This window comes from Streptomyces sp. NPDC025793 (assembly GCF_055558375.1).
The window spans coordinates 35838-48656 of the sequence record NZ_JBVHMR010000025.1; the positions used below are offsets into that span (position 1 = coordinate 35838).

The following is a 12819-nucleotide window of genomic DNA, read 5'->3' on the forward strand; positions in this document are numbered from 1 at the left end:
ACCCGGTGAGCCGGCGCGGCCGGGCGTACCGACGGCGGCTCCGGCGCGTTGCCCCGGCATGGACCGCTTGGACGGCTCGGGCCGCGTGAACCCGGCGTACCGCTCGAACCCGGCGTACCGCCTGGACCGGATGGACCGGCTGGAGCAGCTGCGCCGGGCGGACCGGTCCGAGCAGCCGGACCGGGCCCGGGAGCCGATCTACGCCCGGCTCGTCGCCGAGTGGCGGGCGCACGGGCGGGCCGTGCCCGCGGAACCGGACGTGCTCTTCGCCGTCGTGCGCGGATTCGCCCCGCGGGCGCGGCCCGTGGCCGAGCGCACCTGACCGGTCACCGCCCGCCCAGCGGTGCGAGCACGGCGAGCGTGCCGTTGGCCTGCCGCAGCGCCTCTTCGAGGGCGGCGGGCGCGTGCAGCGTGCCGGTGCCGTCGGGCGGGACGAGCCACTCCACGAAGCGCGCGGGCCGGTACGGCGGCGGTACGGCGACCCAGGCCCCCCTGGTCGCGTACCGCAGTCCCGCGCCCACCCAGCCCCCGGACGGGTCCGGCGGCAGGAAGAACCCCACCCGGCCCGCCGCCGTGTCGACCAGCGTCGGGCCCGGCGCGGCCGCCCCGGGCCGCCACAGCAGGTCCAGGGCGAGCAGGCCGAGCTGGTCGGGAACGCTCAGCACGTCCCAGAAGCGGCCGACCTCCAGCAGTGCGACGCCCTCCCCGTGATCCCACTCCCATTTGCAGGAGCGGGGGTCCGCCGCCGCGGCGGCCAGCCACTCCACTCCTCGCGTCCACATCGTGTTCGTCATGCACTGCTCCGGATGTCCTCGCCCGCCTGCCTCGGTGCAGGGGACGGCCATGGCCGGGCACGTCGTGCGCCCGCACAGCGACCCGGCATATGCATGCTCGTAGATATTTCTACATGGCGGAAGGGGTGGCGCAGCGTGGCGTTTGAGCGGGTTCGTTCGAACTCCGGCCGCCGGTTCGCCAGTTGGGGGAAAGGTGAAGGCGGCGTGTCACCCTTTCGGGAACGGATCCTCGTGCGGAGCGGGCCGGCCGGGTGGCGGGTCGGGGGCGAGCACCAGCATGGTGACGTCGTCCCGGACCTCGTAGCTCAGCCGATCGAGGTCCTGCCAGACCAGTCCGGGCAGCTCGGCCCACGCGGAGCCGGGCCCGCAGGACAGGGCGGCCAGCCGGGCAGGCAGCGGATAGAAGGCGTCACCGCCGTCCCGCGCCCGCGCCTCCCACACCCCGTCGGAGGCCAGGAACAGCAGGTCGCCCGGGCCGAGCGCCACGGTGACCTCCTTCGGCGGTTCGACGCCGACCAGTGCCAGCCCCAGCGGCGGTCCCGGCGCGACGGTCACCTCCAGGGCGCGTTCCCCGTCCAGCAGCACGGGCGCCGGATGACCGCAGGCCACCACGCGCACCGCACGGCCGTCGGTGGAGAACTCCAGCAGCACCCCGGTGGCGAACAGCTCCCCGTTCGGCACGCCGGCCGCGTCCACCGCCAGCCTGCGGTCCATCCGCGCCGCCACGTACTTCAGGTCCGGCTGGTCCAGCACCGCCTCCCGGAAGGCGCCGAGCAGCGACACCACGGTCGCGACGGCCGACAGCCCGTGCCCCCGCACGTCCCCCATCACCGCGCGCACCCCGTACGGCCCGGCGCGTACGTCGAAGAAGTCGCCGCCCACCAGGGTCCCGTCCTGCGCGGCCCGGTAGAAACCCGTGCACCCGACGTTCCCGACCCGCGCCGGAAGCGGCGGCATCACGGCGCGCTGCACCGCCTCGCCGATCTCCCGCTCCGCGTCCAGCTGGGCGTCGCGGTGACTGCGCACGTACGACACGAACACGCTCAGCGCGGCCACGAACACGATGGTGAGCAGATCGGTGTTGCCCGGGCGGTTCAGATGCGTGGCCGGGACGTTCAGCGCCACGACCACGCCGACGCCGAGGACGCCGGTGGCCAGCGGGCCGTACGACAGGACCGACAGCGGCGGAATGGCGCCCAGCAGAAAGCCGAGGTCGCGGGCGTGGGGAGTGACCAGCGTCGCAACGCTGACGGCGACGAGCAGCGCGACGGGCAGCACCCTCACCCACGACGGCGGCGGCGCCCCGCGCAGCCAGCCGCGACCCTCCGGCTCCCCACGCGCCGACCAGCCGCGCACCGATCTCACATCCCCAACCTACGCCGCACCCCGGGCCCGGGCCTCCCGCCGGGGAAGGGGAGGGGCGGCGAGCCGGGGTCACCGAGGCGGCGGCGTGTGGAGCGAGCGGCCGGAGCCCCCCCCCGGGGGCGGGCTACTCCTCGCTGTCGGACAGGCGGGCCTGCGCGGCCGAGAGGATTTCGGTGACGCGCAGGCCGAAGGCCGCGTCGCAGGCGTGGGGGCGGCCGGTGCGGACGGCGGTCAGGAGGGCGTCCGCGGCCCGCGCGAGGGCGGGGACCGCGCCCTCCGAGCTGCCGGGCAGCTGGGTCGCGCCCGCCTCGCCCCGCAGCTCCACGTCGGCCCCGGCCGCCGCCGGTGGCGCCGTCAGGCTCAGGGTCAGGGTGCTGGAGGCGCCGGTGGCATGGTCGAGGACCAGGTGCACGGTGTCCGCCGGACCGTGCGCCGCCGCCCGCACCTGCCGTACGTCGCCGAGGACGGGGAGCAGGACGGACAGCGCGTGGGGGCCCACGTCCCAGAGGGCTCCCTTCTCGCGTCGCCACGGTGACGCCGCGAACGGGCTGTCGGACGTGAACACGGCCCCCAGCCACTGCGCCCGCGCCGTGAACCAGCCCGCCACGGCCGCCTGTTCCTCGATCCAGGCCTCCGGTTCCTTCTGGAAGCGCGCGGTGAAGAACACCACGGACGCCACTACGGCCCGCTCCGCCGCCGCCACGACGGCCCGGCCCTCGGCGACCGACACCGCGAGCGGCTTGTCCAGCAGCAGATGACGGCCCGCCCGCGCGGCCCGTACCGCCAACTCGGCCTGCACGGACGGCGGCACGGCCACCGCCACCGCGTCCACGTCGGCCAGCAGCGCGTCCACGTCGTCGTACGCCGGGACGTCGTACCGCTGCGCCAGTTCCCCGGCCGCCTCCGGCCGGCGCCCCCACACCCCCGCGAACCGGAGGGCGGTGTGCCCGGCGAGCGCGGGGGCGTAGGCCGCCCTGGCCCACGGGCCCGTTCCCAGCAGTCCGATGCGCATGCAGCGTTCCCTTCTCCGAGCCGATGCTCCCCGCACTCTCAAGATGCTGCGCTCCGGCCGCCCTCCGCACACCCGCGTTCCGAATCGCCTTCCCCCGCGAGCCAGTTGGCGATCGTCGCGGCGATGGGCTGACCTGTGTCCATCTCGACGAACCCGAACTGACCCGACTGGTTGCACTCCAGGAACCACCAGATCCCGTCCGTGTCCTCGGCGAAGTCGAATGCGCCGTACGCCAGTTGCGCGCTCTTCATGTACCGCCGTACGCCCTCCGCGACGCTCGCCGGCACGTCCGCGGGCAGCCAGGGGGAGACCGACGGGGCGAAGCGGACGTCCACGTCGTCCGGATGGGCGTCGGGGGCGGTGGGTTTGCGCGCGGCCAGCAGGGTGTCGCCGACGACGGTGAGCCGGATGTCGGCCCGCTTGGCGATCCGCCGCTGGAGCAGCGTCGGGCCGAACGCGACCGCCGAGAAGTCCGTGTCCGGCGCGACCCTGCTGGTCGGCACCGCGCGCGGCGGCTCCTGCGGATGCGCCCCGGAGACCGGCTTGACCACCAGGTCCGGGAAGCGTGCCGCGAACTCCCGCGCGGCCTGCGGGAACGTCGTGATGAGCGTGGCCGGGACGGGCAGGCCTGTGTGCTGGGCCAGATGCAGCTGCCACGGCTTGTACCGGGCGCGCCGGGCCGCGTCCGGATGGTTCATCCAGCGCGTCTCGCCGCACCGCAGCATGCCGTACAGCGCCTGCGTGGACTCCTCCGTCAGCCAGGCCGACGGGTGGGCGGCGCGGGCGGCCGCGGCACCGGGCCTGCGTACCCAGACGGAGCGCAGGCCGTTCATGCTCACGAGGCGCCCGCCGACGGACAGATGGCCGTCGTAGGCGCCCTGCACGTACTCGCCCGACAGTGCCACCCCGTTGGTCAGATCGGCGGGGTCGAGCCGGACGACGGGCACGCCGGCCTCGCCCAGCCGGAGGACCACCATGTCCGCCGTCACGTCCTCTTCACTGGTCAGGATGAGTACGGTCATGTTCTCGGGTCCGTGGTTCAGTCGTCGAAGTGCGTCTTGGAGCCCGCGGTGGACGTCGTGGTCCCCAGGGCCCTGAGCGTGGCGTGGTCGGTGGCGGCGGCGCGCCCGTCCGGGAGGACGTTCAATTGCAGTCCGGAGTCGTACGCATACGGAGTGGTGACGTCCAACTGCACAGCGGGCCGCGCGTAGTTGAGCGTGAACGGTTGCATGGTCTCTCCCTGGTTCGGCTTTTCACGTCCTTATACGAATCGAACGAGTGGATGGTTTCCTTACGCTGCGTAATCGCAGGTCGGAGTGGGTCCCGCGAGGGCCACCCGCACGGAAACCACACTTCGTCGGCCCGTTCCGAGGGCCGGATAGCATGCCCTCATGGCACATGACGCCGACGATGCCCACGACGTTCACACCGCGGGCCGGTCGAGACCCACCGCCCTCGGGACCGGCGCCGGGGCCGACGGCGCCCCCTGTGCACCGGGTCGCCCAGGACGCTGCGTTGCCGGGCCGGTTGCTCACAGCGACGACGTCACGGCCGGCCGCATCGGCGCCGCCGTCGGCCCGCGTCATCAACTGGACGGCTGGGAAAGCCACGTGGTGACGGCGTCAGGCAGCAGGCGCCAGGTGGTCAGATGGGAACAGGGCGTCAGGTAGAAAGACGGATGTGGAAATGACGGACCAGCCCGACGAGCTGTTCTCGGCGGTGGACTCGCTGCTCGCCGCCGTGGACGACGGCACCGTGCTGCCCGCCCCGGCGGAGCGGACACGGCTGCGCGAGGCGGCCGGCCTGACCGAGGCCGCGGTCGCGCAGGCCCTCGGCGTCCGCGTGCCCAGCATCCAGGCCTGGGAGGCGGGCCGCGCCGAACCGAAGGGCGACCGCCTGGAGGCCTACCGCCGCCTCCTCGACGGCCTGTCCCGGCGCTACCCGGCCCCGGCCACCGCACCGGGGACCGCGGCGGACGCGCTGTCCGGCTCGTCCGGTCCGGACGCCCCGTCGTCCCAACCCGCGGTTGCGGCCACCGAGTCGGCCCAACCGCCCACGCCCACCGTCCCGTCGGCCGCAGTGGCGTCCTCCGATCCGGGCACCGGGGCCGCCGCACCGAGCCGGCCGCCGCATCCGACGGCGCCTGCGCGCCCGACCGCTCCAGCCACCGCCGCCGGTCAGCCCGCCCCTGTGACCCCTGCCACCGCTGCGGGAGACACGCCCGCGCCGACCCCGGAATTCCATGGTCCGGCGCACGCCCTCCCCGGACCGGCGGCCGATTCCGGCGCGCCCGCAGCCGCCGTCCACCCCGGGGCGGCACCCGGCACGCCCGGCTCCGCCGCCACCGCGCGGGCGCCCGGACCGGCCCCGCGCCCGGCGGCCCGCCGCCCCGCCGCCCGCAAGACCGCCCCCGGCGCGTCCCGTTCCCCCTCCCGCTCCGCCTCGGCCGCCGCGGCTCCCTCCGCCGCGCCCGGCCCCGTCGACCCCCGCTTCGCGCACGGTCCCCTCGCCGTGCTGGACGCCGATGACGACGGCCGGGTGAGCGCGTACTGCGTCGGCGGGCTCGTGCTCGACGTGCCCGCGGCCTCGCTGCCCGACCTGGTGGAGTGGACCCTCACCGAGGCGCGGCTCGGTCAGCCCCGGCTGCACCGGTCCGGGAAGGACGCCGATCCGCTCGTCGTCCTCACCGAGTCGGCGTGCGTGCGCTACGGACTGCCGCCGAAGCTGACCGACGAGGAGCGGCTCGCCGGCCGGATCCCCGACACACACAAGGCGGTCCGGCAGCTGCTCAAGGCCGACTGGCTGCTCACCCGGCGCGGATTCGGCCCCTGGGCCTGGGTCTACCGCCCCGCCGAGGGCAGCCGGCGCCACAGCGTCCACTTCTGCCTGCCGTCCTGGAACGCGCTGGACAGCCGGTACTGGGGCGGCGCGGCCGACCTGCCCCCCGCGGAACTCGCCCACGTCCTCGGCACGTACGCCACGCGCGTCCTCACCCCGTGCGGTTCCACGGCCGTGACGGGCCTGGAGCTGATGACCGCGCTGCACCCGCCGACCCGCGCGGTGCGGGGCGAGCACGGCCAGTGGGTGTCCGCCCCGAACCCGGGCGCCCTGACCGAGGCCGTCGACTGCGCGCCCTGCGAGGCCCCGGACGGGCACCCGCTCCTCGCCCACCTGCCCCGCTTCCACGAGCGCACCCCGGCCGAGATGCTCCGCGAGGAGGCCTACGACTGGGCCCGGCCGCTGACCGACGAGGAGTGCATGCGGCCGTACCTCGTCGGCATCGACGTCAACATGGCGTTCGCCGCGGCGGCCAACCGTACCGTCGTCGGCCTCGGCGCCCCGGCGCACGTGCACAACCCGGAGTTCGACCCGGCGCTGCCCGGCTCCTGGCTGGTCGACCTCTCCCACGTACGGCTCGACGAGCGCCTGCCGAACCCCTTCACCCCGGACGGCGAGCCGCCCGAGGGGCCCGCCTGGTACGCGACGCCGACCGTGGCGTACGCCCTCGAACTCGGTTACGAGGTCGCACCGCTGGAGGCGTACGTCCGCCCCGGGCACGGCCCGTACCTGGACGCCTGGTACACCAGGCTGCGCGACGCGTACGTCGCCACGATGGCCGACCTCGGCGTCACCACCGGCATGGCGCCCGAGGAGTACCTCGCCGCGATGGAGCGGCACAAGAGCCGCGACCCGCAGCTCGCCCTCGTGCTCTCGGCGATCAAGGCCACGGTCAAGGGAGGCATCGGCAAGCTGCGCGAGCGCGGCCGCTCCGGCTGGCGGCCGGGGGAGCGGTGGCCGGCGCTGGACCGGCCGACCTGGCGCCCGGACATCCGCGCCGCGGTCATCTCCAAGGCCCGGGTCAACATGCACCGCAAGATGCTGGCCACCGCGCGCGCCACCGGCCAGTATCCGATCGCGGTCCTGTCCGACTGCGCGGTCTACGCCTCCGCCGGCCCGGGCCCGCTCGACTTCCTGCCCTACCGGGACGGCAAGCCGCTGCCCGGCGGCTTCCGGGTCGGGGTGAGCCCGGGCATGGTCAAGCACGAGGGCACCCAGAGCGTGCTGTGGGCGGAGGGCCTGCGCGAGGAGTACGGCGACGGGCTGAACCTCGCCCGCTACATCAAGTCCGGCGAGATCACGGCCCCGGACGCGGGGGAGTAGCACCGGCCCCCGCCCGCCCCCCGCGGTCCTGCCTCACCGCGCGAGCGCGCTCCGCGCCACCGCCAGCGCCTGTTCCGCGTAACCGCGCCCGAACAGTACGGCGTGCACCAGCAGCGGGAACAGCTGGTGCACGCCCACCCGCTCACGCCAGCCGTCGGCGAGCGGTGCCGTCGCGTCGTACCCGGCGAGCACCCGGTCCAGGTGCGGGCAGCCGAACAGCGCGAGCATCGCGAGATCGGTCTCGCGGTGCCCGCCGTGCGCGGCCGGGTCGATGAGCCGGACCTCACCGTCGGCGCCCCACAGCACGTTGCCGTTCCACAGGTCGCCGTGCAGCCGGGCGGGCGGCTCGGCGGGCCCGGCCAGCTCCGGCAGCCGCGCGCAGACCCGCTCGAACACGTTCGCCTCGCCCGGCCGGAGCGTGCCGCGGTCGACCGCGCCGCGCACATACGGCAGCAGGCGGTGCTCGGCGTACCAGCGGGGCCAGTCGGTGCCGGGCGTGTTGCGCATGGGGGCGAGGCCGATGAACGCCTCCTCGGGGCCGTCGGGCGGCGGCGCCCCGAAATCCGAAGCACCCGCGGCATGCAGGGCCGCCAGGGCCTGGCCGAAACGCAGCGCCGCCCCGGGGTCCGGATGTCCGGTGTGCACCCGCTCCGTCACCATCCAGCGCTCGTCGTGCCCGAGCACCGCCGGCACCCGGACCGTGCCCGTCGCGGCCAGCCAGCGCAGCCCGGCCACCTCGGCCCGTACGGCCCCGGGCACGTCGCCGCGCTTGACGATCACCCGGGTGCCGCCGTCCAGCGTGACCTCGGCGGGCGACCCGGACCCCGCCCGCGCGCCGGTGACCGGGCGACCGGTGAGCCGGGACGCCGCCCGGCCCGGATCCTCGTGAGCCTCGTCTCGGTTGACCACGGCCCCAGAGTACGGCGCTCAACAGTTGTACGGGACACGGAACTTCGAGCATTGCTACGACTGTTTCAGGCCAAAACCAGGCAGTAACTGCACGTGCTGATTCCGTACGACTAGCGTGAGGGCGCCGCGCAGCCACACCAGGGGCACCGGGCCCCGCAGGGACTAGCGCGCGGCGGAGGATTCCCTCTGTGACCACAGCATCCGTGCTGCTGGCCGACCTCTTCGAAGTCCAGCCGTACACCTCGCACTGTGAGGTCATCCTGGACGAGGGCGCGCACGCGGTGATCGGTGTCTCCCCGGGCAACAGCTATTTCTCGGCGCGCCGCCTGCACGCCCTCGCCCGCTGGGGGCTGGACCACTTCGACCGGGTCGACTTCGTCTACACCGACCTGTACGTCGCCGAGATGTACGAGGCGTCGGGCTATCCGCCGGACGAGGCCCGGCGCAAGGCGGTGAAGAACCTGCGCGGTGTGCGCGCCAAGGTGCGGGACGCGGTGGACGAGGCGGACCCGGATGGCGCGCGGCTGGACTGGCACCCGGTGTCGGAGTTCCGCGCCAACCCCGCCTATCAGGAGATCCACCGGCAGCTGGCGGCGCGGCTGGGCACCGACGGCGCTTTCCGGGCCGTCTGCGACGCTCTGGTGAATCGTTTCCTCACCGCGCGCGGCGAGGAGCCGACCGAGCGGCTGCGGGCCGTGTGCCTGGAGTACGTGTGCGCCGAGGCCCCGCTGTTCCTGGACACTCCCGCGATCCTCGACGTGCCCTCCTCGCTCAACTGCTACCACCAACTGCTGCCGATGGCCGAGCTGTTGTACTCCCGCGGCGCCGGTCTGCGGGCCTCCCGCAACCAGGGCCACGCCATCGTCACCCCCGCCGCCTTCGAAGGAACCGCCGCATGACCACCGCCACCGGCACCCGCGCCGGCCACCCGCCCCTGCCCGACTTCCCGTTCTCCTGGAACGGCACCCAGGTCCCCGCCGAGGTCGAGGAGATACGCGCCGCCACCCCCGTACGCCGGGTGCGGACCATCGCCGGTGACGAGGCCTGGCTGGTGACGTCGTACGAACTGTGCGCGCAGGTGCTGAAGGACGACCGGTTCTCCCTGAAGGACACCTCAGCTCCCGGAGTGCCCCGGCAGTACGCGCTCACGATCCCGCCCGAGGTCGTGAACAACATGGGCAACATCACCGGCGCCGGACTGCGCCGCGCCGTGCTGAAGGCGCTCAACCCGAAGTCACCGGGCCTGCTGGAGTGGCTGCGCGAGGAGGCGCACCGGCTGGTGGACCGGCTGCTGGCCGACGGCCCCACGGCCGATCTGCGCGGCTCGTTCTGTGAGCCGTACTCGGCGGGCATGCACTGCCGCGTCCTCGGCATCCCGCAGACCGAGGCCTCTGCCTTCTCCCGCAGCCTCGACATCGCCTTCATGAACGCGCCCTGCCCGATCACCGGCGCGCGGATCAACTGGGACCGGGACATCGCCCGGATGACGGCCCTGCTCGACGACGCGGCGACGCACGCACCGACCGGCCTGATGGGCGAGCTCGCCGCCCTGCGCGACGACCCCGACTACGCGCACCTCACCGACGAGATGCTGGCCACGGTCGGCGTCACCCTGTTCGGCGCCGGGGTGATCTCCACCTCCGGCTTCCTCACGATGGCCCTGGTCCACCTGCTCACCCACCCCATCGCCCGCGACCTCCTGCGGGACCGCCCGGACCTGATCGGCCCCGGCGTCGAGGAACTGCTGCGCGTCAACCTCTCCATCGGCGACGCCCTGCCGCGCCTGGCCCTGGCGGACGTCCGGCTCGGCGACGTCGGCATCCGCGCGGGCGAACTCGTCCTGGTGCTGGTCGAGGGGGCCAACCTGGACCCCGACAGGTTCCCCGACCCGCACCGCTTCGACGTCCACCGCGACAACGCCGTCGACCACCTCTCCTTCGGCGGCGGCGCCCACTACTGCCCCGCGACCGCGCTCGGCCGCGCCCACGCCCGCATCGCCCTGGAGGTCCTCCTCGCCCGTCTTCCCGAGCTCGCCCTCGCCGTCCCGCCCGGCCAACTGGTCTGGCGCACGGGCTTCATGAAACGGATCCCCGAACGCCTGCCGGTCACCTGGTAGCAGGCGCCGCGCGTCCGCCCGCACGACGCCTCCGGCCCGGAGTCCCGGGCCGGGGTGCCGGCGGGTGCCCCGGACCCGACCGGTGGCCGGCGACCGGGCGTACCCGGCATCTCCATCCTCGGGCGGCGGGCTACGCCCCCCGGGGCAGGCCCACCGGGTTGCCCGGCGGCAGGAGGCCCGAGGCCATGACGGCGCCGGCCAGTGGGTCCAGCAGTGCGGCGAGGCGGGCGCTGCGGTCGGGGCCGAGCGCCGTCCAGGGACCCTCGGCGGCCGCGTCGGTCAGTGCCTCGACCTCCGTGCGCAGCGCCGCCCCGGCCGGGGTGAGCGACCCGTCCGCCGCGAGCAGACCCCGCTCGCGCAGCCGGGCCCCGGCCGTCTCCCAGTCGGCCCGCTCCCATCTGCGCGTCTCGCGCAGGAACTCCCCGTCCGACTCACCCTCCGTGGCCTTGAGCACCATCGCCTCGACCGGCCCGAGCCCCTGGCTCACCAGCACCGCGACATGCGAGTCGCCCCGGTGCTCGCGCAGCGTCGTCAGGCCCTGCCACAGCCGCGCGGCCGGGCGCCCGGGGCGCTCCAGCGTCTGGTTGGCGGCGGCCAGCACCCGGCCCGTGGTGTCCGCCGCCGCGGCGGCCTCCCACGCCAGGTCGGCCGCCTCGGCGAACTCGGCCGAGCCGACGGTGTCCGCGCCGAACAGGCCGGTCATCGCCGCGTCCAGGGCGTCCAGACGGGCGGCCAGCACCTCGGCCGGGGCCGCGTACCCCCAGGCGTCCGGCAGGGCACGGGCCACTCGTGCGGGGTGGAAGACGTAGAAACAACTCGTCACCACGGACGGGGACACGGCGCCGAGCGGCGCGGCGCGCAGCGCGAAGTACCCCATCCAGTACCCCCGCAGCCCGAGTGCGTCCGCCGCTCCGCGCACCTCCGGCGCGAAGTACACGAGATCGTGCACCGGCTCGTACCGCTCCCACAGGGCCCGTGCCATCCCGTCCGCCACTGTCGTCTCCCGCCGTCTCGACCTGCCGTACCTGTCACATCCGTGGGCACCAGCCTGCGTTATGACGACAGTCATAACAAGGGGTTCGGGGAAGTCCAGGGAGATGCGGCGGGGGCCGCGCAGGACCAGGAGGGGAGGAATGCCGCGCGGGGGTGACGCCACGCCGTGTCATTCCCCCGGACGGCCGCTCGAAGAAGGTGATCGCTGGGGCAGACGGGTGGCTCGATGACTCCATTGGGCGGCTCAGATGGTGCGAGTCCGGGCCCTCGCTGACGGTGGTTCATGTCGAGGCCGGGTCTGTTCAGCTGATGAGGTATCCGCTGCCTGGCCGCGACGGAAGGACATAGCTATGCGTTCTGCCCGCAGGCTTCTGGCCACGGCGGCCGTCACGGCCGCCCTCGCCTTCGCCACGCCCGGCGCCGCGCTCGCGGTCGCCCACCTGGGCGACGACGGTGGCCGCGACGACTCTTCCTACAGCCGCGACAACGGTCGCGGCGACGACCGAGGCCGTGACAACGGCCGTGACAACGGCCGCGACAACGGCCGCGGCAACGACAACGGCCGCGATCACGACAATGATCGCGGAGGCGACCGCGACAACGGTCGCGGACACGACGACCCGCACGGTGGAATTCACACGGGCGGCGGAGCACTCGCCCTGGTGCGCGGCGACGGCCACGGCGGTGACCGTGACCGTGGCGGCGACGAGGGTGGCGACCGGGGCCGCGGTGGCAACGACCGTGGCGGGGAGAACGACCGGGGCCGTGGTGACGACCGGGGTCGCGGCGAGCCGCATGGCGGCGTGCACGCCGGTGGCGGTGCGCTGGCCATGGTGAGTGGTAACGGTCAGGGCGGTGACCGTGGTGGCGACGAGGGTGGCGACCGGGGCCGGGGCGGCAACGACCGTGGCGGGGACGACGACCGGGGCCGTGGTGACGACCGGGGTCGCGGCGAGCCGCATGGCGGCGTGCACACCGGTGGCGGCGCGCTGGCCATGCTGACCAGTGACGACCAGGGCGGGGACCGCGGTGGCGACGACGGGGGTGGCAGTGACCGGAGCGGCAGTGACCGGAGCGGCAGTGACCGGAGCGGCAGCGACCGGAGCGGCAGCGACCGAGGCAGTAGCGACCGAGGCAGTAGCGACCGTGGTGGCAGTGATCGGGGTGGTAGCGATCGGGGTGGTAGCGACCGTGGTGGCAGTGACCGGGGTGGTAGCGACCGTGGTGGCAGTGACCGTGGTGGCAGTGACCGGGGTCGTGAGGAGCCGCGTGGTGGCATGCACACCGGTGGCGGGGCGCTCGCCGATTCGAGCGTGACCGCGGGTGGTCTGGCCGTACTGGCCCTGGGCGCGGGCGCCATGTACGTGGTGCGCCGCAGGAAGGCCGGTCAGGAGTCCTGATCCGGCGGCTCGTTTCCTGAGGCAGCGGCCGCCGCCGACGTTCCCCTCGCGTCGGCGGCCCGCCGCCCG

At 74.5% G+C, this 12819-nt stretch carries 13 protein-coding genes; 5 read left to right on the forward strand and 8 right to left on the reverse strand.

Features of this window, described 5'->3' with window-relative positions; genetic code table 11:
- Positions 1-58 precede the first annotated feature (58 nt).
- Positions 59-322 (forward strand): hypothetical protein, encoded by a 264-nt coding sequence (locus ACZ4MF_RS34215; RefSeq protein WP_356023838.1) that lies wholly within the window; start codon positions 59-61, stop codon positions 320-322.
- Between the two features lie 4 nt (positions 323-326).
- Here the strand turns inward: ACZ4MF_RS34215 and ACZ4MF_RS34220 are convergent, their stop codons facing one another.
- The 5 genes from ACZ4MF_RS34220 to tgmA all read right to left on the reverse strand — a co-directional run bounded on the left by ACZ4MF_RS34220 (position 327) and on the right by tgmA (position 4402).
- Entirely contained in the window at positions 327-794 is a 468-nt protein-coding gene (locus ACZ4MF_RS34220; RefSeq protein WP_467496234.1) for a hypothetical protein, read from the reverse strand.
- Between the two features lie 207 nt (positions 795-1001).
- Entirely contained in the window at positions 1002-2159 is a 1158-nt protein-coding gene (locus tag ACZ4MF_RS34225; RefSeq protein WP_467496236.1) for a PP2C family protein-serine/threonine phosphatase, read from the reverse strand.
- Between the two features lie 124 nt (positions 2160-2283).
- Positions 2284-3171, reverse strand: coding sequence for a Gfo/Idh/MocA family protein (locus tag ACZ4MF_RS34230; RefSeq protein WP_467496238.1), 888 nt, complete (start codon positions 3169-3171; stop codon positions 2284-2286).
- Between the two features lie 38 nt (positions 3172-3209).
- Positions 3210-4193 (reverse strand): ATP-grasp ribosomal peptide maturase, encoded by a 984-nt coding sequence (tgmB, locus tag ACZ4MF_RS34235; protein ID WP_467496240.1) that lies wholly within the window; start codon positions 4191-4193, stop codon positions 3210-3212.
- 17 nt (positions 4194-4210) lie between these two features.
- A complete protein-coding gene (gene tgmA, locus ACZ4MF_RS34240; protein WP_071376133.1) occupies positions 4211-4402 on the reverse strand; it encodes a putative ATP-grasp-modified RiPP in 192 nt (63 codons plus the stop codon).
- A gap of 455 nt (positions 4403-4857) precedes the next feature.
- Between tgmA and tap the strand changes: the two genes are divergently transcribed.
- A complete protein-coding gene (tap, locus tag ACZ4MF_RS34245; protein ID WP_467496243.1) occupies positions 4858-7332 on the forward strand; it encodes a telomere-associated protein Tap in 2475 nt (824 codons plus the stop codon).
- Between the two features lie 33 nt (positions 7333-7365).
- Here tap and ACZ4MF_RS34250 read toward each other — a convergent pair whose 3' ends face one another.
- A complete protein-coding gene (locus ACZ4MF_RS34250) occupies positions 7366-8241 on the reverse strand; it encodes a fructosamine kinase family protein (protein ID WP_467496245.1) in 876 nt (291 codons plus the stop codon).
- Positions 8242-8429: 188 nt separating this feature from the next.
- Between ACZ4MF_RS34250 and ACZ4MF_RS34255 the strand changes: the two genes are divergently transcribed.
- Both ACZ4MF_RS34255 and ACZ4MF_RS34260 read left to right on the forward strand, forming a co-directional pair.
- Positions 8430-9140, forward strand: coding sequence for a cyclodityrosine synthase (locus ACZ4MF_RS34255; RefSeq protein WP_467496247.1), 711 nt, complete (start codon positions 8430-8432; stop codon positions 9138-9140).
- On the forward strand, positions 9137-10357 hold the full coding sequence (locus tag ACZ4MF_RS34260; RefSeq protein ID WP_467496249.1) for a cytochrome P450: 1221 nt from the start codon (positions 9137-9139) through the stop codon (positions 10355-10357). The genes ACZ4MF_RS34255 and ACZ4MF_RS34260 overlap by 4 nt, the downstream gene beginning before the upstream one ends.
- 130 nt (positions 10358-10487) lie before the next feature.
- Here ACZ4MF_RS34260 and ACZ4MF_RS34265 read toward each other — a convergent pair whose 3' ends face one another.
- Together ACZ4MF_RS34265 and ACZ4MF_RS34270 are read right to left on the reverse strand one after the other, a co-directional pair.
- On the reverse strand, positions 10488-11339 hold the full coding sequence (locus ACZ4MF_RS34265; RefSeq protein ID WP_467496251.1) for an SCO6745 family protein: 852 nt from the start codon (positions 11337-11339) through the stop codon (positions 10488-10490).
- A 313-nt stretch (positions 11340-11652) separates the two neighbouring features.
- Positions 11653-12633: a hypothetical protein gene (locus tag ACZ4MF_RS34270; RefSeq protein WP_467496253.1), complete on the reverse strand. Its 981-nt coding sequence runs from the start codon at positions 12631-12633 to the stop codon at positions 11653-11655.
- Here ACZ4MF_RS34270 and ACZ4MF_RS34275 point away from each other — a divergent pair.
- The gene (locus ACZ4MF_RS34275) at positions 12628-12750 is read left to right on the forward strand and encodes a hypothetical protein (protein ID WP_356023860.1); all 123 of its coding nucleotides are present in this window, start codon (positions 12628-12630) and stop codon (positions 12748-12750) included. The two genes, ACZ4MF_RS34270 and ACZ4MF_RS34275, sit on opposite strands and share 6 nt — an antisense overlap.
- The last annotated feature ends 69 nt before the right edge of the window (positions 12751-12819 follow it).

Excerpts from the sequence above, each read along its gene's own strand:
- ACZ4MF_RS34215 (WP_356023838.1), top strand. The coding sequence starts at position 59 with ATGGACCGCTTGGACGGCTCGGGCCGCGTGAACCCGGCGTACCGCTCG.
- ACZ4MF_RS34220 (WP_467496234.1), bottom strand. The coding sequence starts at position 794 with ATGACGAACACGATGTGGACGCGAGGAGTGGAGTGGCTGGCCGCCGCG.
- ACZ4MF_RS34230 (WP_467496238.1), bottom strand. The coding sequence starts at position 3,171 with ATGCGCATCGGACTGCTGGGAACGGGCCCGTGGGCCAGGGCGGCCTAC.
- tgmB (WP_467496240.1), bottom strand. The coding sequence starts at position 4,193 with ATGACCGTACTCATCCTGACCAGTGAAGAGGACGTGACGGCGGACATG.
- tgmA (WP_071376133.1), bottom strand. The coding sequence starts at position 4,402 with ATGCAACCGTTCACGCTCAACTACGCGCGGCCCGCTGTGCAGTTGGAC.
- tap (WP_467496243.1), top strand. The coding sequence starts at position 4,858 with ATGACGGACCAGCCCGACGAGCTGTTCTCGGCGGTGGACTCGCTGCTC.
- ACZ4MF_RS34260 (WP_467496249.1), top strand. The coding sequence starts at position 9,137 with ATGACCACCGCCACCGGCACCCGCGCCGGCCACCCGCCCCTGCCCGAC.
- ACZ4MF_RS34265 (WP_467496251.1), bottom strand. The coding sequence starts at position 11,339 with ATGGCACGGGCCCTGTGGGAGCGGTACGAGCCGGTGCACGATCTCGTG.
- ACZ4MF_RS34275 (WP_356023860.1), top strand. The coding sequence starts at position 12,628 with ATGCACACCGGTGGCGGGGCGCTCGCCGATTCGAGCGTGACCGCGGGT.